This window comes from Lysobacter concretionis Ko07 = DSM 16239 (genome assembly GCF_000768345.1).
Taxonomy (GTDB): Bacteria; Pseudomonadota; Gammaproteobacteria; order Xanthomonadales; family Xanthomonadaceae; genus Novilysobacter; species Novilysobacter concretionis.
In genome coordinates this window covers 107,631-130,514 of the sequence record NZ_AVPS01000007.1, presented here as the reverse complement: position 1 = coordinate 130,514, position 22,884 = coordinate 107,631, and the positions used below count along the sequence as shown (strand labels likewise).

The 22,884-nt window shown below is 69.6% G+C and carries 19 protein-coding genes and 1 pseudogene; 15 read left to right on the top strand and 5 right to left on the bottom strand.

What is annotated here, in order from left to right; genetic code table 11:
• Positions 1-26: 26 nt before the first annotated feature.
• Complete coding sequence (locus N792_RS09885; protein WP_036194580.1) at positions 27-794, bottom strand: uroporphyrinogen-III synthase; 768 nt, start codon at positions 792-794, stop codon at positions 27-29.
• Positions 795-882: 88 nt separating this feature from the next.
• Between N792_RS09885 and N792_RS09880 the strand changes: the two genes are divergently transcribed.
• From N792_RS09880 to N792_RS09860, 5 genes are all read left to right on the top strand, one after another.
• The gene (locus N792_RS09880) at positions 883-1,353 is read left to right on the top strand and encodes a YiiD C-terminal domain-containing protein (RefSeq protein ID WP_036194578.1); all 471 of its coding nucleotides are present in this window, start codon (positions 883-885) and stop codon (positions 1,351-1,353) included.
• A gap of 121 nt (positions 1,354-1,474) precedes the next feature.
• Entirely contained in the window at positions 1,475-1,897 is a 423-nt protein-coding gene (locus N792_RS09875; protein ID WP_036194576.1) for a hypothetical protein, read from the top strand.
• A gap of 67 nt (positions 1,898-1,964) precedes the next feature.
• Positions 1,965-2,405 (top strand): rhodanese-like domain-containing protein, encoded by a 441-nt coding sequence (locus N792_RS09870; protein WP_036194574.1) that lies wholly within the window; start codon positions 1,965-1,967, stop codon positions 2,403-2,405.
• A gap of 138 nt (positions 2,406-2,543) precedes the next feature.
• Positions 2,544-3,071, top strand: coding sequence for a protein-export chaperone SecB (secB, locus tag N792_RS09865; RefSeq protein ID WP_036194573.1), 528 nt, complete (start codon positions 2,544-2,546; stop codon positions 3,069-3,071).
• Positions 3,072-3,082: 11 nt separating this feature from the next.
• The gene (locus tag N792_RS09860; protein WP_052103913.1) at positions 3,083-4,135 is read left to right on the top strand and encodes an NAD(P)H-dependent glycerol-3-phosphate dehydrogenase; all 1,053 of its coding nucleotides are present in this window, start codon (positions 3,083-3,085) and stop codon (positions 4,133-4,135) included.
• A 264-nt stretch (positions 4,136-4,399) separates the two neighbouring features.
• Here N792_RS09860 and N792_RS09855 read toward each other — a convergent pair whose 3' ends face one another.
• Entirely contained in the window at positions 4,400-4,978 is a 579-nt protein-coding gene (locus N792_RS09855; RefSeq protein WP_036194571.1) for an autotransporter outer membrane beta-barrel domain-containing protein, read from the bottom strand.
• A 358-nt stretch (positions 4,979-5,336) separates the two neighbouring features.
• Between N792_RS09855 and glk the strand changes: the two genes are divergently transcribed.
• From glk to N792_RS09840, 3 genes are all read left to right on the top strand, one after another.
• Positions 5,337-6,347: a glucokinase gene (gene glk, locus N792_RS09850; RefSeq protein WP_036194569.1), complete on the top strand. Its 1,011-nt coding sequence runs from the start codon at positions 5,337-5,339 to the stop codon at positions 6,345-6,347.
• 167 nt (positions 6,348-6,514) lie between these two features.
• Positions 6,515-7,477, top strand: coding sequence for a PLP-dependent cysteine synthase family protein (locus N792_RS09845; protein WP_036194567.1), 963 nt, complete (start codon positions 6,515-6,517; stop codon positions 7,475-7,477).
• 102 nt (positions 7,478-7,579) lie between these two features.
• Positions 7,580-7,861, top strand: coding sequence for a DUF2249 domain-containing protein (locus N792_RS09840; protein ID WP_036194565.1), 282 nt, complete (start codon positions 7,580-7,582; stop codon positions 7,859-7,861).
• Positions 7,862-7,895: 34 nt separating this feature from the next.
• Here the strand turns inward: N792_RS09840 and N792_RS09835 are convergent, their stop codons facing one another.
• Positions 7,896-8,375 (bottom strand): tRNA (cytidine(34)-2'-O)-methyltransferase, encoded by a 480-nt coding sequence (locus N792_RS09835; protein ID WP_036194563.1) that lies wholly within the window; start codon positions 8,373-8,375, stop codon positions 7,896-7,898.
• 53 nt (positions 8,376-8,428) lie between these two features.
• Entirely contained in the window at positions 8,429-9,172 is a 744-nt protein-coding gene (locus N792_RS09830) for an SDR family oxidoreductase (RefSeq protein WP_052103911.1), read from the bottom strand.
• Between the two features lie 267 nt (positions 9,173-9,439).
• Here N792_RS09830 and N792_RS09825 point away from each other — a divergent pair, with 267 nt between their 5' ends.
• The 3 genes and pseudogenes from N792_RS09825 (at position 9,440) to N792_RS09815 (ending at position 14,146) form a co-directional block, all read left to right on the top strand.
• A complete protein-coding gene (locus N792_RS09825) occupies positions 9,440-12,415 on the top strand; it encodes a M16 family metallopeptidase (RefSeq protein WP_084105678.1) in 2,976 nt (991 codons plus the stop codon).
• A 241-nt stretch (positions 12,416-12,656) separates the two neighbouring features.
• Positions 12,657-12,965 (top strand): annotated as a pseudogene (locus N792_RS09820) (DUF4156 domain-containing protein); the annotation flags it as partial.
• Positions 12,966-13,129: 164 nt separating this feature from the next.
• Positions 13,130-14,146 carry a 3-oxoacyl-ACP synthase III gene (locus tag N792_RS09815; RefSeq protein WP_036194561.1) on the top strand — a complete coding sequence of 339 codons (1,017 nt, stop codon included), beginning with the start codon at positions 13,130-13,132 and terminating at the stop codon, positions 14,144-14,146.
• 52 nt (positions 14,147-14,198) lie between these two features.
• Here the strand turns inward: N792_RS09815 and N792_RS09810 are convergent, their stop codons facing one another.
• Positions 14,199-14,972 carry a hypothetical protein gene (locus N792_RS09810; protein ID WP_036194559.1) on the bottom strand — a complete coding sequence of 258 codons (774 nt, stop codon included), beginning with the start codon at positions 14,970-14,972 and terminating at the stop codon, positions 14,199-14,201.
• Positions 14,973-15,238: 266 nt separating this feature from the next.
• Between N792_RS09810 and N792_RS09805 the strand changes: the two genes are divergently transcribed.
• From N792_RS09805 to tagF, 4 genes are all read left to right on the top strand, one after another.
• On the top strand, positions 15,239-16,132 hold the full coding sequence (locus N792_RS09805; RefSeq protein WP_224743885.1) for a M15 family metallopeptidase: 894 nt from the start codon (positions 15,239-15,241) through the stop codon (positions 16,130-16,132).
• Positions 16,133-16,538: 406 nt separating this feature from the next.
• The gene (locus tag N792_RS09800; protein WP_036194555.1) at positions 16,539-18,080 is read left to right on the top strand and encodes a hypothetical protein; all 1,542 of its coding nucleotides are present in this window, start codon (positions 16,539-16,541) and stop codon (positions 18,078-18,080) included.
• 16 nt (positions 18,081-18,096) lie between these two features.
• Positions 18,097-21,882 (top strand): type VI secretion system membrane subunit TssM, encoded by a 3,786-nt coding sequence (gene tssM, locus N792_RS09795; protein ID WP_036194553.1) that lies wholly within the window; start codon positions 18,097-18,099, stop codon positions 21,880-21,882.
• Positions 21,882-22,883: a type VI secretion system-associated protein TagF gene (gene tagF, locus N792_RS09790; protein WP_036194550.1), complete on the top strand. Its 1,002-nt coding sequence runs from the start codon at positions 21,882-21,884 to the stop codon at positions 22,881-22,883. The genes tssM and tagF overlap by 1 nt, the downstream gene beginning before the upstream one ends.
• Position 22,884 lies beyond the last annotated feature (1 nt).

Genomic DNA, 22,884 nt, shown 5'->3' with positions numbered 1-22,884 from the left:
CTACCGGATGGGTGGCCGGTCCGAGTTCAGGCCAGTGCCGTCACGGCGGCCTCGATGAGGTCGGCGGGGCGTGCGCTGGGCGCGCGGTGGCAGTGCGGAAACCCCAGCGCACGGGCGAGCTCGACCAGGCGCTCGCTGGCGGCCGCCACCGGCAGCGCGCGCAGCCGGGCCAAGACGTCCGCCGGCAGCGAGTCCACGCTCAACTGCAACGCCTCCCCGCTGGACACCGCCAGCACCGCGGGCGCCGCCAGCCCGCGAACCGCCGCCAGTGCGCGCGGCGAGGGCGTCACCGGCACGCGCCGGTACACATCGGCCCGGATCACCCGCGCGCCACGCGCCTGCAAAGCGGGCGTGAGGGTGCCGCGGCCGCCGGGTGCGGTGACCAGGCCCAACGTGGTGTCGTGGAGCCGCTGCAGTTCCGGCAGCGCGAGCAGGCCTTCGCTGTCCATGCGCTCGGGCGATATCACCCCGTCCACGCCGGCCCGCCGCAACGCCAGTGCGGTGCCGGCACCCACCGCGAACCATGCCTGGCCCGGCAGCGGCCGCATCGGCTGCAGTGCCGCGGCGGCATGTGCGGCGGCCGGGCTGGTGAACATCACCCGGCTCGCCGCCAGTGCCGCCCGCAACCCTGCGCGGCTGTCGGCGTCATCGAGGGTCTGCAGCTTCCACGGCGACAACGCGAGCAGGCCGCCGCCGTGGCGCGCGGCGGCGCGGCGCAGACCTTCGTTGCCGCCGCGCGGGCGCAGCGAGATCACGTACCATGCGGCGGGCGACGAGCGCGATGACGATGACATCGCAACAGCTTGGCATGCACCGCAACGCACTGCATGCGTCCCGTCGCCCATTCCGACTTGCCGGCAAGCCCGGCCGAACAGAGCTCCCATGCCCTATAGCGATGCCCTGCAACGCCTCGAACACCATTTCCAATCGATGCCGCCGGTGGTGGCGATGGAACCGCAGATCCGCGGCTACGACGGCCAGCGCCTGCAGTTGAGCGCACCGCTGGAACGTAATGTGAACGACAAGGGGAGCGCGTTCGGCGGCAGCCTGGCCTCGCTGATGACACTGGCGTCCTGGGGGCTGGTCTCGCTGAAGGTCGAGGCAGCCGGCGTCGATGCCGAGATCTATGTCGCCGACAGCCGGATCCGCTACCTGCTGCCGGTGTTTGACGACTTGCACGTGACCGCCGAGCTGGACTCGCCGGACGCCGCCCCGGAGGCGGTCTGGGACGGCTTCATCGCGACCCTGCGTCAGCGCGGCCGTGCGCGGACCACGCTGGTGGCGCGGGTGCCGCTGGCCGATGGCCGTATCGCGACCGACTTCACCGCCCGCTATGTCGCCATCGTGCGCTGAGCGGCCGTACGCGGCGACCGTTACGATGCCCGCTTCGCCAACGCTCCGGAGTGCTTGCCCCGTGCAGTCATCAGCCACGTTCTCCTCCCGCCCCTGCCAGCCCGATGCATTCCCGGCCCGGATGCGTGCATTCCGATGGCTGGCGTGCGCGTTGCTGGGCGTGCTCGTGCTTGCCGGCTGTGCCAGCGCCGGCCCGGCGGCGAGCGCCTTGGATACCGCCCAGTACGCCTGGTCGGGGGCGATCCGGTGGGGGGATTTCGGCGGCGCGCGCAACCTCGTCGACCCCGAAGTCCGCGCGAAAAACCCGCTGACCGACCTGCAGATGAAGCGCTACGAGCAGGTCCAGATATCGTCCTACCGCGAGGTCGGCGCGACCAGCAACCTCAAGGGCGGCACCGCGATGCGCAACATCGAGATCGGCGTGATCAACCGGCACACGATGGCCGAGCGCATCGTGCCCTACCGCGAGCGGTGGCGCTGGAGCGATGAGGCGAAGGGCTGGTGGCTGGTCAGCGACCTGCCGGACCTGTGGGGCGGCGAATGACCGCGTTTTTGCACCCGTCCCGGCACTGGGCGACAATCCCCGCCCCCGTTGCCCTGCCCGTGATCCCGTGACCTTCGAACTCCTGCTGGCCTTCGCCGAGCGCAATCCCCTCCTGTCGATTGCGCTGGTCGGCCTCACCCTTGCGCTGGTCTACACCGAGGTGGCGCGGCTGTTCCGCGGCTACACCGCGCTGCGGCCGGCCGAGCTGACCGCGCTGATCAACCGCGACAACGCGCTGGTGATCGACCTGTCGGCCAGCAACGACTTCGAAAAGGGCCACATCGCCGGCAGCAAGTCGGTGCAGCCGAGCCAGTTCGACCCGGAAAGCAAGCTGCTGGCGGCCGTCAAGGCGCTGCCGGTGGTGGTCACCTGCCGCACCGGACAGGCCTCGGCGGGCGCGGCCAAACGCCTGAAGAAGGCCGGCTTCGAGAAGGTCTACTGGCTCGATGGTGGCGTCCAGGCCTGGCAGCACGCCGACCTGCCGCTGATCAAGGGCCGTCGCGGCTGATCTTGCGGAGAACTTTCCCGCGCAGACCGTGTCGTCGCGCCCTTGGGGTGCGGCCACATGCCCCAATGCTTTAGTCCGGGCGCGCCAATGCTGCGTGCCATAATCGATTTTTTCCGCCTTTAATGCTGGAGTCATCCGATGTCCGAAGAAACCCTCAACGGTGCCGCCGCGCCGGCCGAAGCCGCCACTGGCGCATCGTTCACGGTCGAGAAGATCTACGCCAAGGACGTCTCGTTCGAGGTCCCTGGCGCTCCGGCCGTGTTCAACGAGCAGGCCCAGCCGCAGCTGCAGATGAACCTCAACCAGAGCGTCCAGCGCATCAACGACGACACCTATGAAGTCGTGCTGGGCATCACCCTGACCTGCACCGCCGAGGAGAAGTCGCTGTACCTGGTGGAAGTGAAGCAGGCCGGCGTGTTCGGCATGAGCGGTTTCGAGCCGGCGCAACTGGACGGCATGCTCGGTACCCATTGCCCGAACGTGCTGTACCCCTACGCGCGCGCGCTGATCAGCAGCCTGGTCCAGGCCGGCGGCTTCCCGCCGTTCTTCCTGCAGCCGATCAACTTCGAGGCCTTGTACGCGGAAGGCCTGCGCCAGCGCGCGGCGCAGCAGGGCGAAGGTCTGGTCGACGGCCTCGACGGTGTCGAGACCGCCGGCAACGCCTGATCCGCTCCGGCATGCCAACCGAACTGGACACGTCGGCTTCGAACCAGGCCGCGTTGCGGGTGGCGGTGCTCGGGGCGGGTTCCTGGGGCACCGCGCTGGCGGCGTTGATCGCCCGTCATGGCCACCACACCGTGCTGTGGGGCCGCGATGCGGCCGCCGTGGCAATGATCGACCAGGGCCGGCAGAACACCCGTTACCTGCCCGGCATCGTCCTGCCCGATACCCTGCGCGCGACCACCGACCTGGCGGCCGCGCTGCACGATGCCGACCTGGTGCTGGTGGTGGTGCCCTCGCACGCTTTTGCCGACACCCTGCGCGCACTGGCGCCCCACCGTCCCGCGAAGGCCGGCGTGGCGTGGGCCAGCAAGGGCTTTGAGCCCGGCAGCGGGCGTTTCCTGCATGAAGTCGCCGCCGAGGTGCTGGGCGCGGACGTGCCGTTGGCGGTGGTCACCGGACCGTCGTTCGCCAAGGAGGTCGCGATCGGCCTGCCGACCGCGCTGACCGTGCATTCCGATACCCCGGCGTTCGCGCAATGCGTGGCCGAAGTCCTGCACGGGCCGGCGTTCCGGGCTTACACCGGCGACGACATGCTCGGTGCCGAATTGGGCGGGGCGATGAAGAACGTGCTGGCGGTGGCGACCGGCGTCGCCGATGGCATGCAATTGGGGCTCAATGCCCGCGCCGGCCTGATCACCCGTGGCCTGAACGAGATGCTGCGCTTGAACCGCGCGCTCGGCGGCCGGCCGGAAACCCTGATGGGGCTGGCCGGCCTGGGCGACCTGGTGTTGACCAGCACCGGCGACCTGTCGCGCAACCGCCGCCTCGGCCTGGCGCTGGGTCGCGGCCAGTCGATCGAGGACGCGGTGCGCGAGATCGGCCAGGTGGTCGAATCGGTCCAGACCGCCGACGAGGTCATGCGGCTGGCGCGCCGGCATGGAGTCGAACTGCCGATCGCCGAAGCCGTGTACGCGGTGCTGCATGGCGAGATGACGCCCGGCGAAGGCCTGCGCCAGTTGATGGCGCGCGAGCGCAAGGCCGAGTATCCCGGCGCATTGTTCGGCTGATTGATTCCCGCGGCGGATACGGTCAAGAAAAAAGGTTCTTCTCCCGAATCCGGGGAAGTCGGGAAGACGGGCCGGAGCGCGACCTGCAGGCCTTCGCACACAAGGGCATTCGCTCCCGGCACCCGGCCACCCCGCCGATGTCGCGCCTTCCCCTTGGATGGGAGAAGAACCAGAAAAAAGCCCGGCAAGCCGGGCTTTTTTGATCGCGACGATCACTGGAGAGAGATCGGGGGAGGGAGATCGCGATTTGCTGCAGGGTGACGCTCAGAACGTGATGCGCGGGCCGATGAACCACTGGGTGTCGCCGTCGACGAACTTCACGTCGCCGCTCAGGCCCCACGTCGGGTTGAACTTGACCTGCGCGCCGAGGCGGCCGTAGAACTCGCCCTTGTAGTCGCTGCCGTCTTCGTAACCGGCCATCGCGTAGCCTTCGAAGTTGCTGGTCATCGCGCCACGCACGCCGACTTCGACGCTGTAGCCGTTGAGGCTGTTGTCGAACTCGTCCTCGAAGCGCTCGTAGGCGACGCGGGTCAGCAGGTCGGCATTCGGCGAGATTTCGTGGTTGTAGCCGACACCCAGACGCATCTGGTCGATGTCGACGCCGGGGAACCGGGTCGCGCCGACGCGGATGCTGTCGGTCGTCTGGCCGGTGTAGGCGCCGAACACGTGGAAATTCGGCGCGATCGCGCCGGAGCCGGCGATGCCCCAGCCGTCGGCGTCGAGGCGGTCGGTGTTGGTGGCAACGTAGCCGCCTTCGACATAGTTGTAGGAGATGCCATCGGCCGCGGAGGCGGCAAACGGGAGGGCAGCAATCAGGGTCAGGGCAAGCAGTGACTTCTTCATGGGATCTTGGCCTCTTGAAAAGGGGTGGTGCCGTCCGCCGCGGCCGCCTCAAACCAAGGCAGCATCGCGAGCGAGCCCCGGCAGTATCCCGGGCCCGACAAAATCCCCGCTGAATTGTGAACGGGGCGGTACAGGAATGACAGGCGCCATTCAGGATCGAGGACACCTTCCGGCGCGAGCCCGTCCACCGTGTCCGGTGAGCATCGGACGGCCGGCGCGGCGGCCCGGCCGCGTTCGCGACAATGCTTGCTGATCCGCTGATGGGTCGCGGGCCGGACGCGGAGCCATCGAGGGGGGCCACCGACATCGGCGGGCCGTTCAACAACCGGACCCGGAACCCGCAGGAGACGACAGGTCAATGGGTACAGCGACGACACAACTGGCCCTGGTCGCCGATATCGGCGGCACCCGTTCGCGCTTCGCCCTGACCGATCCGGCCGACCCGGAGCCCCGGCTGTTGCATCAACGCAGCTTGCCCAACGCCGGGTTTGCGAGCCTGCAGGACAGCGCCCGGGCGTATCTGGCAGACGTCGGCCTGCGGCCGCTGCGCGCGATGTTCGCGGTGGCCGCTCCGATGACGGGCGATCCGATCCGGCTGACCAACCACGCCTGGTCGTTCAGTCGTGCGGAACTGCAGCGGGTGCTCGACCTGGAGGAATTGCGCCTGCTCAACGATTTCGCCGCGGTGGCGTGGGCGGTGCCGGCGCTGCGGGCGACGGACCGGGTCAGCCTGCACGGCCGCGACGATGCCGAGTTGCCGGGGCCGGTCAGTGTGCTCGGCCCCGGCACCGGACTGGGCGTCGCGCAGCTGGTGGGCAGCCGGGTTCGCGGCTGGCAGGTGGTCGACACCGAGGGCGGCCACGCGGCGTTCGCGCCGGTCGGTGTGCAGGAACGTGACCTCGCGGCATGGCTGGAGGCGCAGTTCGGGCGGGTGTCCAATGAGCGCGTGCTGTCGGGCGCCGGCCTGGCGCGGATCGATGCGGTGGTGCGTGGCGCGGTCGGCACTCCGGCAGGCATGTCGGTGGTCCTGCGCGAGCCGGCGGCGATCGTCGAGGCCGCGCTGGGGCGGCAGGAGCCGGACGCGCGTTGCGCCCTGCAGCGGTTCTGCGCGGTGCTGGGCAGCGTGGCGGGTGATATCGCGCTGATCCATGGCGCACGCAGCGTGGTGATTGCGGGCGGGATCGTGCCGCGTTTCATTCCATTCCTGCGCGACAGCGCATTCCGTGAGCGGTTTCTGGCCAAGGGCCGTCTGGCCGACCGTCTGGCGACGCTGCCAATCCAGGTCGTGACCCATCCCGCGCCGGGCCTGCTGGGTGCGGCGGTCGCCTTGCGTGCGGCCGACGGCGGATCGGAGTCGGTCGGCATCTGATCAAAGCCGGTCCTGATCCAGGTCAGGCGGCTGCGCGGCACGCGGTGCCACACTCGTCCGGGCCCGCCCCGGAAGCCTCCCGGGTGGTCCGGAGCGATCCACGATTCGCAACCCACGATCTGCAACCCACGATTCGTGACCCACGATTCTTTGTCAGGAGTACCGTCATGGCGACCCGCTACACCTCGGTTTCGACCAGCATCCTGGATGCCATCGGCGACACGCCATTGCTGGAAGTGGAGGGCATCTACGCCAAGCTGGAGTTCCTCAATCCCTCCGGCTCGATCAAGGCGCGCATCGCCAAGTACATGATCGAACGGGCCGAGCAGGCCGGCCTGCTCAAGCCCGGCGACACGATCGTGGAGGCCACCAGCGGCAACACCGGCAACGCGCTGTCGATGGTCGCCGCTGTGAAGGGCTACAAGATGCTGGTGGTGATGCCCGAAGGTCTGTCCAGCGAGCGGGTGGCGATCTCGCGGGCCTACGGCGCGGAGGTGGTCTTCTGCGGCGACTTCCATGTCAACGCCGCGTTGGAGAAAGCCCGGGAGCTGGGCGGGAAGCCCGGCCACTTCTGCCCCAGCCAGTTCGAATCGGAATGGAACGTCGAGGAAAACCGGGTGGTGCTGGGCCCGGAGATCCTCGCCCAGTTGCCGCCGGGCGTGTTGCCCGACGCGCTGGTCGCCGGGGTCGGTACCGGCGGCACCCTGATCGGTGTCGGCCAGGCGTTCCGCGCGGTCAATCCGGATGTGCGCCTGTTCGCGATGGAGCCGTCGGAGTCGTGCACGCTGCTGTGCGGCGAAGTCGCCCTGCACCAGATCGAGGGCATCTCCGACGGTTTCGTGCCGGGCATCTTCCAGCGCCACGGCGCGCTGGTGGACGAGGTGACCAGCGTTGCCAGCGCCGATGCGGTGGCGTCGATGCGCCAGCTGGCGCGACGCCACGGGCTGTTCTGCGGCCCCAGTTCCGGCGCCCACCTGCTGGCGGCCAAGCGCGTGCGTGAGCTGCATCCGGAGCTGAAAACCGTGGTGACCCTGTTCTGCGACAAGGGCGAGAAATACCTGCAGGACTACTTCATGGGCAGCGCCGTCCAGGACGACAGTGAACTGGCGGAACCCAGTCCGTTTGTCTGACCGTCCGCCGCCGCGGGACCGGATCGCGGCGCAGCTGACCCAGGTCAATTGCCCCGGGCGGGCGCGCGCGGATGATGCAGGCCCGACCCCGGAGCCTCTGCCATGACGACGCCTTCCCCTTCCCCGTCCCCTTCCCCTTCCGCGCCCGACATCGTCAATGCCTACCCGTTCGACGCCCGCGGCATCGCCCGGCGGTTCCGCCACTCGGCGATCTTCGGCGCGCTCGACGCGTTGCAGCCGGGCGAGGCGATGCGTTTCGTCAACGACCACGATCCCCTGCCGTTGCTGGACCAGCTGCGTCAGCGTTTCGAGGACCGGCTGGTGATCGAGTACCGCCAGCGCGAGGTCGGCGCGATCGTGATCGACTTCATCGTGGTCGCCTGATCCATCCGGAAGCGCGCCGCTTCGATCGATGGCCTCAAACGCCGCCGGCAAATCCCAGCTGGCGCCAGGCTTCGAACACCACCACCGCGACCGTGTTGGACAGGTTCACGCTGCGGTTGCCGGCCTGCATCGGCAGTCGCAGGCGTTGTTGCGGCGGGATCGCCTCCAGCACGTCCGGCGGCAGCCCGCAGGTCTCGCGACCAAACAGGAAGGTGTCACCGGGCCGGTAGCCCGGTGTGTCGTGGCGGACGGTGCCGCGGGTGCTGAGCGCGAACACACGCGGCGTGGCCTCGGTGGCCCCGGCGATGGCCGCCAGTGCCGCATCCAGGTCATCGTGCACCTGCACGCGCGCGTACTCGTGGTAGTCCAGTCCGGCACGCCGCAGTTGCTTGTCCTCCAGCGCGAACCCCAGCGGACGCACCAGGTGCAACTGCGCGCCGGTGTTCGCGCACAGGCGGATCGCGTTGCCGGTATTGGGCGGGATTTCCGGCTGGAACAAGATGACGTTGAACATCCGCCCATTGTAGGAGTTGGCCCGCGGCGGAAGCGGCGGTCACGACGCCGCGATTACCAGGCGATCGGCTGGCCGGCGGTGTCGAAGAAGCGGCCGCTTTGCCCGGGTCCCGCGCGGTCGATCACCCCGAGCATCGCCGCCACCGCATCGGCCGGGTCGGCATCGGCCTTCGGCCCGCCCATGTCGGTCCGCACCCAGCCCGGATGCAATGCGACCACCACGATGCCGCGCTCGGCCAAGGCGTGGGCGAGCAGCACCGTCGCCATGTTCAGGGCGGCCTTGGCCATCGAGTAGCTGGGCGTGCGGAATTCGCTCTTGCCCGCGATCGAGCCCAGCAGCGAGGACAGGTTGGCAACGCGCGCGCCGTCGGCCAGCAAGGGTGCCAGCGCCTGGGTCAGCAGGAATGGCCCGGCCGCGTTGGTGTGCCAGCTGTCATCCAGGTGGGCGGCGGTGACGCTGCCGAAACGCTCGCCCGCGTGCAGCACGCCGGCGTTGTTGACCAGCAGGTCGATCCGGTCGGGAGCGCCGTCGTGCGTGGCGGCCAGGATCAGCGGCAATTCCGCCAGCAGCGCCGTCTGCGACCTGGGCATTGCGATATCCAGCTGCAGCACATGCAGGTGGCCGGGGTGGTCGCCGGCCAGGGTGTTGAGCGCGAGCGCCTTGCCCGGTTGCCGGCAGGTCGCGATCACGCGGTCGCCGCGCGCCAGCAACTGGCGCACGAACTCCAGCCCCATGCCGCGGTTGGCGCCGGTCACCAGGCAATGGCGGGGCGATGCGGGACTCGGCGCGTGACTCATGGCGACCTCGGGGAGGGGGGTGGCAGACCGCCACGATAGGGCCGGGCGTGTTCCGGCGTGGTCAAGGCTGGTCCAAGACGGTACTCCAAGACGGTACTCCAAGACGGTGCCCCACGACCGCGCTCCATGACCGCGCTCCAGGTCGGCGCTCCATGACCATGGTCTCGCAGGACTTGTGACCTGGTGCCGATCGCCGGGCGGCCCGTTAAGATCACGGGCTGTCGCCCGCGCCGGGCGTTCCATGCCAACAAAAACAAGGAGTCGTTCATGTCCGCATTGTCCCGAGTCGAGGTTTCCGCGCGCCCGTCCCACGCCAGGGCATCACATGCCGGTGCGTTCAAGCACGGCGCGCTGGCCTTCGGCCTTGCCGTGGCGCTCGGCGGCCTGGTGTTCGCGCCGGCCACCGCGTACGCCGATACCGCCCCCGCCGTGGCCGCCAACCCGGCCGCGGCCGGCGTGGACATCGCCTACGAGCAGTTCACCCTGCCCAACGGCTTGCGGGTGATCGTGCACGAGGACCGCAAGGCCCCGATCATCGCGGTCAACATCTGGTACCACGTCGGCAGCAAGGACGAACCGCGCGGGCGCACCGGTTTCGCGCACCTGTTCGAGCACCTGATGTTCCAGGGCAGCGAGAACCACGCCGGCGAGTACTTCGGCCCGTTCGAGGTGGTCGGTGCGACCGACATGAACGGCACCACCAACACCGACCGCACCAACTACTTCCAGAACGTCCCGACCACCGCGCTGGACACCGCGCTGTGGATGGAATCCGACCGCATGGGCCACCTGCTCGGCGCGATCGACCAGGCGGGCCTGGACGAGCAGCGCGGCGTGGTGCAGAACGAGAAGCGCCAAGGCGAGAACCAGCCCTATGGCCAGGTCTGGACCAAGCTCAACCAGGCCCTGTACCCGGCCACCCATCCGTACCACCACAGCGTGATCGGCTCGATGGCCGACCTCGACGCGGCTTCGCTGGACGACGTCAAGAACTGGTTCCGCGCCTGGTACGGCCCGAACAACGCGGTGCTGGTGCTGGCCGGTGACATCGATGTGGCGACGGCGAAGGAAAAGGTTGCCCAATACTTCGGCGCCATCCCGGCTGGTCCCGACATGGCGCAACCGGCGGTGGATGTCGCCCAGCGCCCCGCCGACACGCGCGAGGTCATGCAGGACCGCGTGCCGCAGGCGCGCATCTACCGCGCCTGGAACGTCGCCCCGACCGGCACCACCGATGCCGACCAGCTGCATGTGCTGGCGCAGATCCTGGGCGGCAGCAGCACCTCGCGGCTGGAGAAGCGGCTGGTCCACGGCGACAAGCTCGTCGACAACGTCAGCGCCGGGGTCAACGAATCGCAGCTGGGCTCCAACTTCCTGGTGTTCGCGACCGTCAAGGACGGCGTCGACCCGAAGAAAGTCGAGGCGATCATCGACGAAGAGCTCGCCCGCCTGCTGGCCAAGGGACCGAGCGCCGAGGAGCTGGCCCAGGCCAAGACCGTGATCCGCGCCGGCTTCATCCGTGGCGTCGAGCGCATCGGCGGCTTCGGCGGCAAGGCCGATGCGCTGGCCAGCTGCGAGATCTTCACCGGCGATGCGGGCTGCTACCGCCAGAGCATGGCGACGGTGGCCGCAGCGACCCCGGCGGTGTTGCAGGCGCAGGGCAAAAAATGGCTGGGCACGGGCTCCCACACCCTCGTGGTCGTGCCCGGCGAGCGCGTCGCGCTGGCCGAGGAGCCCGCGGTCGATCCGGCCGCGCTGGTGATCCCGCCGGTCGACCCGAAATACAGCGTGCTGCCGTCGACCATCGATCGCAGCAAGGGCGTGCCGATGCCGGCCAGCTTCCCCGAACTGAAGTTCCCGGCCCTGCAGCGCGCGACGCTCAGCAACGGCACCAAGGTGATCCTGGCCGAGCGCCATGCGGTGCCGGTGGTGCAGTTCAACCTGATGTTCGACGGCGGCTTCAAGGCCGATAACGGCGACCAGCTGGGCACCTCCAGCTTCGCGATGGGCATGCTCGACGATGGCGCCGGCAAGTACGACGCGCTGGGCTTTGCTGCCCGCGCCGAATCGCTGGGCGCCAACCTGGCCGCCGGGGCCTCGCTGGATGGCGGCAATGCCAGCCTGTCGGCGCTGAAGGAAAACCTCGACCCGTCGCTGGCGCTGTTCACCGACATGCTGCGCACGCCGCGTTTCGAGCAGGCCGAGATCGACCGGGTCAAGGCCAGCTGGATCGCCGGCATCAAGCAGGAAAAGGCGCGGCCGAACTCCTCCGCGCTGCGGGTGCTGCCGCCGTTGCTGTACGGCGCAGGCCATCCGTATGCGATCCCCTTCAGCGGCACCGGCACCGAGGCCTCGATCGCCGCCCTGGGCCGTGACGACCTGCTCGCCTACCACCGCACCTGGGTGCGGCCGGAAAACGCCACCATGGTCGTCGTGGGCGACACCACGCTGGCGGAAGTGGTGCCGCTGCTGGAGAAGCACCTGGGCGACTGGAAGGGCGTGGGCACGCCAGCAACCACCGGAGCGGTGCCCGAGGTCGCGCTGCCGCAGGCGCCGCGGGTGTTCCTGATCGACCAGCCCGGCGCGGTGCAGGCGAACATCTTCGTCGGCGAGCTGATCCCGTCGACCAAGTCCGCCGACGCCACCGAGTTCGAGTTCGCCAACACCGTGCTGGGCGGCCAGTTCAGCTCGCGCCTCAACATGAACCTGCGCGAGGACAAGCACTGGGCCTACGGCTCCTACAGCTTCGCCAGCGACGCGTTCGGCCAGCGTCCGTGGCTCGCCTTCGCCCCGGTGCAGATCGACAAGACCGCCGAGTCGCTGGCCGAGCTCAAGCGCGAGATCGGCGAGTACGTCAGCGGCAAGGCGCCGCCGACCCCGGCCGAGGTGGACAAGGTCAAGGCGACCGAGATCCGCAGCCTGCCGGGCGCCTACGAGACCGCGCGCGCGGTGATGGGCACGATCGCCGGCATCGTCCGCTACGACCGTCCGGACGACTACGTGTTCGAGCGCAAGGCCGAGATCGATGCGTTGACGCCGGCCGTGGTGGCCAGTGCCGCATCCACGATCAAGCCCGATGCATTGACCTGGGTGGTGGTGGGTGACCTGGGCCAGATCGAGGCCCCGGTGCGCGCGCTCGACTTCGGTACCGTGCAGGTGCTCGATGCCGATGGCCGTCCGGTGCAGGCGGTGGCGGCCGACGAGGTCACGGTCGCCGAGGTCAAGACGGCCGAGGTTGAGTAAGCGGCAGCAGGGCTGGCGCCGGCCTGGTTGCAGGCCGGCGTCACCGGATCGAATGGTCAACGGCGGGCGCTACGGTGCCCGCCGTCTGCTTTTCGGGCCTGGCGAGTCATTCCGGATTCATCCGCCGCCGCCCGGACCCGGTCCGGGCGCGTCACAATCGCGTGCCACCCTACGGTCGTTCGCATTGGCTCGCCAGCCCGCATTCCGAAACCAGTTCCCGCACAACCCAGGAGATTCCATGATCCGTTTGCCCATGCTCGGCCTTGCCAGCCTCGTCCTCGCCGCTGGCTGCACCTGGGTACACATGGCGCCCGGCGCCAGCGCGGTGCAGGTCATCGGCGCCGGCGGCCCGCCCGCGGGCTGCGTGAAGCGCGGCGATATCGCGGTCTCGGTCAAGGACAGCGTCGCCTTCTACGAGCGCAACAACCTGCGCGTGCGTGAAGAGCTGGAGACCCTCGCGCGCAACGAAGCCCCCGGCCTGGACGCCGACACCATCCAGCCGCTGAGCGCTCCGTTGGCCGGCGAGCAACGCTTCGCCGCCTACCGCTGCGGCAGCGTCCGTCCCGCCGCCGGAGCGGGCGTGCCGGACGTGCCGAAGGGCGCCGTGCAGACGTATCCGGTGGGTGGCTGAACCCCGTTCAGTGACGCGGGTGGATGCGGGCGGGTCGGCAACGCGCTAACCTGTCGGGATATCTGTCTTCTGGTTTACCGCCCATGCAGTTCCAACATGTCGCCATCGCCGGCCTGGCCCACATCGACGCGCCACGCCGGTTGAGCTCGGAAGAGATCAATCTCCGGCTCAAGCCGACATTGGACCGCCTGGGCATCCGCACCGACGTGCTGGGCGACATCGCCGGCATCCACGCACGCCGGTTGTGGGATGGCGACATGCTCGCCTCCGATGCCGCCACCCTGGCGGCGGTGAAGGCACTGGCCGATGCCGGCATCGATCCCAACCGGATCGGCCTGCTGGTCAATACCTCGGTCAGCCGCGACTACCTCGAGCCTTCGACCGCATCGATCGTCAGCGGCAACCTGGGCCTGCCCGATACCTGCCAGAACTTCGATGTCGCCAATGCCTGCCTGGCCTTCATCAACGGCATGGACATCGCCAGCCGCATGATCGAGTGCGGCGAGATCGACTACGCGCTGGTGGTGGACGGCGAAACCGCCGACCTGGCCTACGAGAAGACCCTCGAGCGCATGACCCGCGCCGACTCGACCGAAGAGGACTTCCGCAACGAGCTGGCGACCCTGACCCTGGGCTCCGGCGCGGCGGCGATGGTGATGGCGCGTGCCGAGCTGGCCCCCGGCGCACCGCGCTACAAGGGCGGCGTGACCCGGGCGGCGACCGAGTGGAACAAGCTGTGCCGCGGCAACCTCGACGGCATGGTCACCGATACCCGCATGTTGCTGATTGAAGGCGTCAAGCTGGCGCAGAAGACATTCCTGGTCGCCAAGCAGAAGCTGGGCTGGGTGGCCGACGAGCTCGACGAGTTCGTGATCCACCAGGTCAGCAAGGTGCACACCGCCGCGTTCACCAAGGCGATGGGCATCGACCCGAAGAAGGTCCTGACGATCTTCGGCGAGCACGGCAATATCGGCCCCGCCTCGGTGCCGATCGTGCTCAGCAAGCTGCGCGAGATGGGTCGCCTGAAAAAAGGCCACCGGGTCGCCCTGCTGGGGATCGGTTCCGGCCTGAACTGCTCGATGGCCGAGGTGGTCTGGTAACCGCCGCAAACCGGCAACTGCCGCAGCCATGTGTAGACCCGGCCGGGCCTGATCAGGGCGCCGGGCAGGCGGGGTCGCGGCCCGCATAGACAGCGCAGATCGCCTGCCGGCACGTGAGGCCTCTGGCGGTATTGGGCGGCGGGCATTCGCGCAGATTGGCCTGGATCTGCTGCGACCGCGGCAATGCGCCGGTCCGAGGGCCGTGCTCCCGGGTGTCCGTCGCGGCCGCTTCCGTCGCCGTCGAGGTCTGCATTTTCTGGATCAAGGTGTCCAGCCCGCTGGGGGTTTCGCCGGTCTGCGCCTGGATGTTGTGCAGCAAGGTGGCGATGAGGTCGGGCTCGCTTCCATCGCGCGGCCTGGCGGCTTGTGCGGCGGGCAATCGTGGCGCTCGCGTTGCCGGATTGCTGCGGACGGTGATGGGCGATGTCGGCGCGACAAACGGGTTTTCCGTATCGGCCGGCAGCGCCCGGGTCGCCGCCGTGGCCGCGGCGATCCCGGCAAAGGGCGAGGTCACAGTCGCGTCCGCCGCAGCGGCGGTTGGCGGGTTCGCGCCCGCACCGGAGCCGGCGGGACCGTCCCAGACCCGCCGCGATGACTCGTCGATGATCGTGGCTGCGCGGAGTCCGGCGGCGGGACCGGTATCGCTGGTCACCGGTGCCGCCCGGTCGCCCGCCTTTTCAGCCGCAAGCGCGTCGATCCCGTCCTGCTGCGACAGCGACCACCAGCTCGCGCCGAGCAGGCCTAAGGCCATCAGCGCGAGCGCAGCCGGTACCCAGCGCCATCGACGTGGGTGTGCGGGTGTCTTGACGGATTTGCCGCCATCCATGTCTGCTAGGATCCGCGCCGACGGTGGGCCCGGTGCGACATGACGGGGTGCGCCGGCCAGCAGGCTGGGGCGACGCGGTTTGGCATCTTGCCGATCCACCTGGACTCCTTTCCGGGCCGGTCCAATCCGGCTGGTGTGCTTCGATCCGGCGTGATCGGGTTTGATCCGGGCCGGAAAGCCTGCGCCGGCATTCTGCGACGGGCCCACAGTGGCGTCAATTCGGTCGTCAGGCGGGAAGCCGGGCGACCGACACGGATGAGGTGGCAATGATCGCGCTATGGATGGCGGTGTTTTTCACGGTGGCGGCGTTGGGCGCGTGGCTGGTCATGTTCCCGGCCGCGCGCGATGGCGTGTGGGCCGACGCCGACCGGCTGCGCGCGCGGATGAGGGCGGTGGTGGCGCGCTGGCAGTCACGGGCCGGAGCCCGCGCGGCGGATGGATCGTGCGCACTGGGTGCAGTGACCGCCCGCGTGGGCCGCTCCCTGCGACGCCATCGCTGGCTGCTGGCCGGCATCGTGCCGGTGCTGATCGTGCCGCCGTTGCTGATCCTGCAGGCGCGGCAACAGGTCGTGCTGGACGGTTTCGATGACCATGCGGTGGTGGCTGCGGACGATCACGTGATCGCGCTGCTTCGCGGCGAACGTCTGGCGCCGCCGCCGGATTTGCCGCCGGCGGTCTTCGTGGCCGCCGAAGCGGAATGGCGGCGCACCACAGCGGCAATCTCCACGGTGGTTGCGCCGGCGGCGATCGCCAGCGCCGACCGCCGCTGGGAGCGGATCGATCCCGATTTCCGGCAGCGGGTGCTGGCAATCTTCCGCGTCATGCGCGAGCAGCATGGCTATGAAATGGTGCTGGTCGAAGGCTATCGCAGCCCCGGACGGCAAGCCGCGCTGGCCCGCCAAGGCGGCAGTGTGACCCGCGCCGGTGCCGGACAGAGCTGCCATCAATACGGTGTCGCGGTAGATGCCGCGTTATATCGGGACGGCCGGCTGCACTGGGACATGGGCGATGCGTGGACCCGGCGCGGCTATGCCCTGTACGGCGAGCTGGCGGTCCAGGCGGGACTGGAATGGGGTGGCAGCTGGCGCAACCTCAAGGATTACGTCCATCTGGAAATGAAGGCGCGTTGCCGCCACGCGCGTCGCGCAGCCGGGCACTGAGCGCGGCCGCCCTGGTCCGGCACGGAAACGGGGTGAAACCGCCGGCCCGCTCCTGCTATCGTGGCGCGCGGCACATGGACAGCCGCGGAGCCCGGACGGGCGCAGCCAGGGAGCAAGGCGATGTCGAACCCCTTCATTGTTGTCGGCGGCAGGATCGATCCCGGCGGAGTCGTGGCTGTCGGAGTGCGGTCGACGGGGTTCTCCTCGCTGGTCACCGACATCGACGCCCAACCCGTCGCACGCGGCGGCGACAGGACCGCTGGCGCGGCGGCGTGGCGGTCGTGCCGGCAGTCGCAGGGGTTCGGAGATCCGCGATAGTCATGTGCCCGGCGACGACAGGCCGTCGTCGGTGCGGGGCGGCAGCCGCCAGGGAAGGAGGATTCAACGTGGCACCAGGGACGGGGCAATGAAGACGGGGACAATCATTCGCGGTCTGCTGGGCGGGCTGCTCGCTTTCGGCGCGGTGTGGTTGGCGGTGGTGCTGTACTGGCGCGCCAGCGGTGCCACTCCGACCGTGGGCGACCTCGCCGTGTGCCTGCTCGGCCTGCCGCTGCTGCTGATCGGCGGATTCGTGCTGGCGCGACGGCGGCGACAGCGTGCGAAGACGTGCCGCCTGCCGCCGCCTGCCGAGGAAGCGGGCGATGCCATGGCTGCCGCTGCCGATGACGCCCTGCGGGAAGACGATCGCGTGCTTTACCTGCTCGCCAGCGCCGTGTGGATGCGTGCCGGCGACAGTGGCCAGGTGCTGGCGCAAGCCCTGGCGCAGCCGGACCGGCCCGGCCTGCATCCGACCCTGCGCGACCGTGACGGCCTGCCGGTGTTCGCGGCCGGCGTCGACGGTGTCGATCCGGCGGCCACGCAGGCGGCGCTGCGGAGGGTGCTGCCCGACCCGCGCGTGTTCGATCACCTCTTCTCCCCGGAGCAGCAGCGCGCGATCGCACTGCTCGATCCGGTCGCCGAGGACCTGCTGTATGCGGCGCTGCCCCCGGATCACGAAGAACCGCCGTCGGCACCCGGCGATCGCGGCCTGCATCCGCATGCGATGCACCACTCCCGTTCCGCCCGCGCCGTCGCCCCCGTGCCGGTTGCGTCCCCGCTGCGGGTGTGGCTCCTGCTGCCGGCGGACTGGCCTGGGTCCGTGCGTACGGCGTGTGTGGCATGGCTGCGCGACAAGGCAGGCGTGACCGGTTTCGACGGTGCCCAGGTGGATATCAAGGCGATCCCGGTAAGCGCCGGCGCCGAAGTCTGGCAGCTGCTGGACCGGCTTGCGCCGACGCGCGACGGGGACCGTGGTCACGACGTCCACCTGCTGCTGTCCTCCCATTCGCTGGTGACTGCGGAGGGCATCGAGCGATTCGACGCCCGCCACGAACTGCTGGTCAGCGGCCACCCCGAGGGCCTGATTCCGGGCGAAGGCGCGGCGGGGCTGCTGCTGTCCGGTCAGCGCCCGGCGATCGATACCGCAGGCGTCCCGCCACTGCGCCTGCATCGGCTGCTGCAGGCGCCGGCCGGCCGCGGACGTGCCGCCAGCCGGCAGTTGGCGGCGTTGCTGCAACGCGCGATGGCGGTCGTCGGATCGGCGGTCGCACCGATGGCGCTGGTGTTCATCGACGCCGACCACCGGCCCAGCCGCTCGATCGAGATCGCCGGGGCGATCGCGGCGACGTTGCCGGAATTGGAGCCCATCGGTGACGCGCGGCATCTTGGCCTGGCATGCGGGGAGACCGGCGCGGTCGCACCGCTGGCGTTGCTTGCGGCCGCCGCCGCGCAGGTCGCCGCCGATGGCGCCCCCGCGCTCGCGGTGAGCGTGGCCGACCGCGATGCGCGTTTCGCGCTGGCGATATCGCCACCGCCACCGCCGGTGACCGCTGAAAACCGGCGCGGTTGTCCCGCGGCCGACAGCGCCCCGGCCGATGTTTCTGCTGCCGCCACGGCGGCGATCGCTTGATGACAGGGATGTACCGATGAGCAGTTTCTGGATGAACCTTCGTTACTGGCTGATGGACTACCGCGTGTTGGCCGCGCTCGCGGTCGTCGTCGCGGCGGTGGTCGCGTATGTCGGCGTGGACACCCTGCTGGCGACGGGCGGTGGCTTGCTGGTCGCGGCGGCGGTCGCGTTGCTGGTGTGGCTGCTCGTGCTGGTTGCGCGCGAGCTCAAGGGGGCTCGCGCCGGCAAGCGGCTGGACGGCATGGTCGCCGAGCACGCGGACCTCGCGGTCGCCAGCGCCAAGCCGGCCGCGCGCGCCGATGCGGAGGTGCTGCGCGAGCGCATGGGCGAGGCGGTCAAGGCGATCCAGTCGTCCCGGCTGGGCCAGTTGAAGGGCAGCGCCGCGCTGTACGAACTGCCGTGGTACGTGATCATCGGCAACCCCGCGGCCGGCAAGAGCACCGCGATCCTCAATTCCGGCTTGCGCTTCCCGTTCCAGGACAGCCGCAGCAATGTTATCCACGGCCTCGGCGGGACCCGCAACTGCGACTGGTACTTCACCACCGAAGGCATCGTGCTGGACACCGCCGGCCGCTACTCGGTCAGTGCCGAGGACCGGCTGGAATGGCTGACCTTCCTCGACCTGCTGAAAAAACACCGGCCGCGCGCGCCGATCAACGGCATCCTGATTGCCGCCTCGATCGCCGAGCTGTCGGGCAGCAAGCCGGAGTTCGCGATCGACCTGGCCAAGAACCTGCGCCAGCGCGTGCAGGAGTTGACCGAGCGGCTGGAAGTGCATGCACCGGTGTACGTGGTGTTCACCAAGGCCGACCTGATCAACGGTTTCAGCGAGTTCTTCCGCGGCCTCGACCCGTCCGAACGCGAGAACGCCTGGGGCGCGACGTTGCCCTACGCCGCGGGAAAACCGGCTGACGCCGCCGACCGTGGTGATGCGCTGGAAGCGTTCGACCGCCATTTCGACGAGCTGTGCGACGGCCTGCGCGAGATGGCCCTGTCGCAGATGGCGATGACACGCGGTCGCCAGATCGGGCCGGGTCTGCTGACGATGCCGATGGAGTTCGCCGGCATCAAACCGGCGCTGCGGACGTTCATCGCGACCCTGTTCGAGGAGAACCCCTACCAGTTCAAGCCGGTGTTCCGTGGCTTCTATTTCACCAGTGCCTTGCAGGAAGGCGTGACCGTGCAGCCCACGTCGGAGCGGGTCGCGCGCCAGTTCGGCCTGGCCGGCGATGCCCGTGCCGACGAGGCGTTGCCGGCCGCCGACAGCAGCCATTTCCTGCTCGGCCTGTTCCGCAAGGTGATCTTTGCCGACCGGCAACTGGTCCGGCAGTACACCAGCCCGGGACGTACCCGGCTGCGGTATGCGGCCTTCTTCGGTGCGGTCGCCGCACTGGGCGTCGCCCTGGCCAGCTGGACCTGGTCGTACACCGGCAACCAGCAACTGGTCGCCGACGCCACCGCCGACCTCGACAAGGCGATCGCACTGCAGGCCGACCGGGTCGACCTGCAATCGCGCATCCAGGCGCTGCTGGTGGTGCAGGAGCGACTGGAGCAGCTGCAGCGGCATCGCAACGGGCATCCGCTCAGCCTGGGGTTGGGCCTGTACCAGGGCGAAGCGGTGGAGGCCAAGCTGCGCCAGGAGTATTTCCACGGCATGCGCCAACTGATGCTGGCACCGGTGGCAGGCAAGCTGGAAAGCTACCTGGCCCAGGTCGTGGCCCACCGCGGCGAATTGCGTCCGCCCGCCATGACCGGTACCGCGGCCGCGAGCAAGACACCCGAACCCGCCGCCCGCGACAACCCGCGCCTGTACGAGGACGCCTCGCCGACCGACTCGCAGGACGCCTACAACGCGCTCAAGACCTACCTGATGCTGGGCGACCGCACGCGGGTGGAAAGCACCCACCTCAGCGACCAGCTGACCCGGTTCTGGCGCGGCTGGCTGGAGGCCAACCGCGGCGCGATGACCCGCGAGGAGATGCTGCGCGCCGCCGGACGATTGATGACCTTCCACGTGCAGCAATCGGCCGATCCGGACTGGCCGCAACTGGAGCTCACCTACAGCCTGGTCGACGACAGCCGGCTGGCGCTCCGGCAGGTCATGAAGGGCACCCCGGCGCGCGACCGCGTGTACGCCCAGATCACCTCGCGCGCGGCGACCCGGTTCAGTCCGGTCACGGTGGCCGGGCTGCTGGGCGACAAGGTGTCCGCCGGCGCGGTGACCGGCAGCCACCAGATTCCCGGCACCTTCACCCGCGAGGCGTGGGAGGACTACGTCGCCGGGGCGATCCGCGAGGCGGCGAACACCGAGCTGAGCAGCACCGACTGGGTGCTGGAGGCGACGGTGCAGAACGACCTGACCCTGGCCGGCAGCCCGCAGCACATCGCGCGGGAACTCACTGCGCTGTACAAGGCCGATTACGCGCGCGAGTGGGGCCGCTTCCTGCAGGGCGTCAGCGTGGCGCGCTTCGACAACTTCGATGACGCGGTGGCGCAGATGGACCGGCTTGGCGACCCGATCCACTCGCCGCTGCGGGTGCTGCTGGAGGCGGTCAACCACGAGACGGTGTGGGACAACCCGGTTGCGAACACCACCGCCGACGAGGCCCGCCGCGGCATCGCGGGCTGGTTCAACCGGGTGATCCTGCGCCGCCATCCGACCGCGACCGCCCTGGCCGCCGATTCGCCGGCCGGGCGGCAGGCCGGCCGGCAGGTGGCGGTCGAGGCCGGCCCGATCGGCCAGCGGTTCGCCGGCCTGGCCCAGCTGCTGCGCGCACGTGACGGTGGCCCAGCCCTGCTGACGCAGTACTTCGATGCGCTGGGCAAGGTGCGCAGCCGGTTCAACGCGATCAAGAGCCAGGGCGATCCGGGTCCAGGCGCGCGCCAGTTGATGCAGCAGACCCTCGACGGCGAGGGTTCCGAGCTCGCCGCTGCCCTCAAGCTGGTGGACGAGCAGATGCTCAACGGCCTGGCCGAGGACCAGCGCGTCACCCTGCGCCCGTTGCTGCTGCGCCCGCTGATCCAGAGCTTCGCCGCGCTGGTGCGTCCGACCGAGGACGAGATCAACCGGACCTGGACGGCGCAGGTCCGGCAACCGTTTGAGAGCGGCATCGGACAGAAGTACCCGTACGCGCCGGATGCCACGGTCGAGGCCGCCCGTGGTGACATCGAACAGATCTTCGGGCCGCAAGGCGCGATCGCGAAGTTTGGCCAGTCCGCACTCGGCTCTCTGGTGATCCGGCGCGGCACCGCGTTGACGCCGCGCCAGTGGGCCGACATCGGCATCAATCTGCAGCCCGCACTGGTGGCCGGCTATGGCCGCTGGGTCGGTGCCGGCGCGGCCGGGGAAGGTCCGACGATGGTGTTCCAGGTGCTGCCGCTGGCCGCGCAGGGGCGCGAGTACACCTTCGCGATTGACGGCCAGCAATTGCGCTACCGCAACACCCCGCCGCAGTGGCACACCTTCCAGCTGCCCGGGCAGGGCGTGCCGGGCGTGCGGATCAGCGCGGTCACCGGCGACGGCCGCGATGTGGAGGTGTTCAATGCCGTGGGCGACGCGGCGACTTCGGCGATGTTCGATGCAGCCAGCAAGACCGTGCTGGGCAAACAGCACTACCGGTTGGACTGGAACCGCGACGGGGCCGAGGTGGCGGTCGAGCTGCGCATCGTCAGCGTGGTCCAGCCCAATGCCGGCGCGAACGATTCGCTGGGCCTGAAGCTGCCGCTGACCGTCGCCGGCACTGCCCCGCCGACGGACAGCGGAGCCTCCGGTGCGACCGCCACCTCGTCGGAGGCACCGTGATGGTTGCGGCGGAGACGGCGTGCCCGGTCGGCTATTTCGGCAAGTTGCCCAGCCGCGCGGATTTCGTGCGTGCCCCGGAGAGCCAGCAGTTGATGGCGCTGCTGGACCGCTGGGCCGGCCAGGGGCTGGAACTGCTGGCCCGCGATCCGGGCTGGAAGCGTCTGTATGACGACGCGCCGCCGCTGCATTTCGCGTTTCTCGGATCGCGCAGCCGGTCGGTGATCGCCGGCCATTTCCTGCCCGGGCGGGACAGTTCGCAGCGCCGGTTTCCGTTCCTCGCCGCGACCCGTTTCGAGGTCGCCCGGCCGCTGGCCTTCATCGGCCGCAGCCCGCTGGCCCTGTCGAGGCTGTGGGCCGGACTGGCGCGCAACGCCGGGCTGGCGGTCACCGCCGAGGACGCCACCGAGCCGCTGCGCACGCTGGCCGATGGCCGGTTCACGGTGGTGGCCGATGCACAGTTCCATGATGCGCCGTTCGACGATTTCATCGAGCTGCAGGACCTCGGCGCATTGCAGACGCTGCTGCGCCAGTCCGGCCATCCGGCGTTGCGCCTGCGCCGGTTGTTGCCCGCGCTGGGCCTGCTGTTGCAGCCGGTGCTGGCGGGCGGGCCGGCGCAGGTCGACAAGGGCCTGGCGCTGCCGCTGCCGCGCGACCCGCTGTACCGGCCGCTGGTGGCCGCGTTCTGGCTCGACCTGGTCAGCGGCTTCATCGGTCGTGCCGACTTCGAGCTGGCGTTGCTGCTCCGCGACGGCAATGCGGCCGGCGATGTCGGTCCACAGCTGCTGCTCGGCTTCAACGGTGCCGATGGGCGCACCCTGCAGGCGGCGCTCGATCCCCAGGCCGCCTGCGAGCAGCTGATCCGGGTCGACGATGCGGAATGGGTCGACGACCACATCGGCGGCGATTACGCCCTCAACCGGCTGGTCAGCTACATCGACCGCGATGCGCTGTCGCTGCGCGCCGCGCGCAAGGCCTTCAACGAGACTTTCCTTGGAACCTGAC

Bases quoted from the DNA above. Each gene is read 5' to 3' on its own strand.
- N792_RS09885 (WP_036194580.1), bottom strand. From the start codon at position 794: ATGTCATCGTCATCGCGCTCGTCGCCCGCCGCATGGTACGTGATCTCG.
- N792_RS09880 (WP_036194578.1), top strand. From the start codon at position 883: ATGCCCTATAGCGATGCCCTGCAACGCCTCGAACACCATTTCCAATCG.
- N792_RS09875 (WP_036194576.1), top strand. From the start codon at position 1,475: ATGCGTGCATTCCGATGGCTGGCGTGCGCGTTGCTGGGCGTGCTCGTG.
- secB (WP_036194573.1), top strand. From the start codon at position 2,544: ATGTCCGAAGAAACCCTCAACGGTGCCGCCGCGCCGGCCGAAGCCGCC.
- N792_RS09860 (WP_052103913.1), top strand. From the start codon at position 3,083: ATGCCAACCGAACTGGACACGTCGGCTTCGAACCAGGCCGCGTTGCGG.
- N792_RS09855 (WP_036194571.1), bottom strand. From the start codon at position 4,978: ATGAAGAAGTCACTGCTTGCCCTGACCCTGATTGCTGCCCTCCCGTTT.
- glk (WP_036194569.1), top strand. From the start codon at position 5,337: ATGGGTACAGCGACGACACAACTGGCCCTGGTCGCCGATATCGGCGGC.
- N792_RS09845 (WP_036194567.1), top strand. From the start codon at position 6,515: ATGGCGACCCGCTACACCTCGGTTTCGACCAGCATCCTGGATGCCATC.
- N792_RS09840 (WP_036194565.1), top strand. From the start codon at position 7,580: ATGACGACGCCTTCCCCTTCCCCGTCCCCTTCCCCTTCCGCGCCCGAC.
- N792_RS09835 (WP_036194563.1), bottom strand. From the start codon at position 8,375: ATGTTCAACGTCATCTTGTTCCAGCCGGAAATCCCGCCCAATACCGGC.
- N792_RS09830 (WP_052103911.1), bottom strand. From the start codon at position 9,172: ATGAGTCACGCGCCGAGTCCCGCATCGCCCCGCCATTGCCTGGTGACC.
- N792_RS09825 (WP_084105678.1), top strand. From the start codon at position 9,440: ATGTCCGCATTGTCCCGAGTCGAGGTTTCCGCGCGCCCGTCCCACGCC.
- N792_RS09815 (WP_036194561.1), top strand. From the start codon at position 13,130: ATGCAGTTCCAACATGTCGCCATCGCCGGCCTGGCCCACATCGACGCG.
- N792_RS09810 (WP_036194559.1), bottom strand. From the start codon at position 14,972: ATGGATGGCGGCAAATCCGTCAAGACACCCGCACACCCACGTCGATGG.
- N792_RS09805 (WP_224743885.1), top strand. From the start codon at position 15,239: ATGATCGCGCTATGGATGGCGGTGTTTTTCACGGTGGCGGCGTTGGGC.
- N792_RS09800 (WP_036194555.1), top strand. From the start codon at position 16,539: ATGAAGACGGGGACAATCATTCGCGGTCTGCTGGGCGGGCTGCTCGCT.
- tssM (WP_036194553.1), top strand. From the start codon at position 18,097: ATGAGCAGTTTCTGGATGAACCTTCGTTACTGGCTGATGGACTACCGC.
- tagF (WP_036194550.1), top strand. From the start codon at position 21,882: ATGGTTGCGGCGGAGACGGCGTGCCCGGTCGGCTATTTCGGCAAGTTG.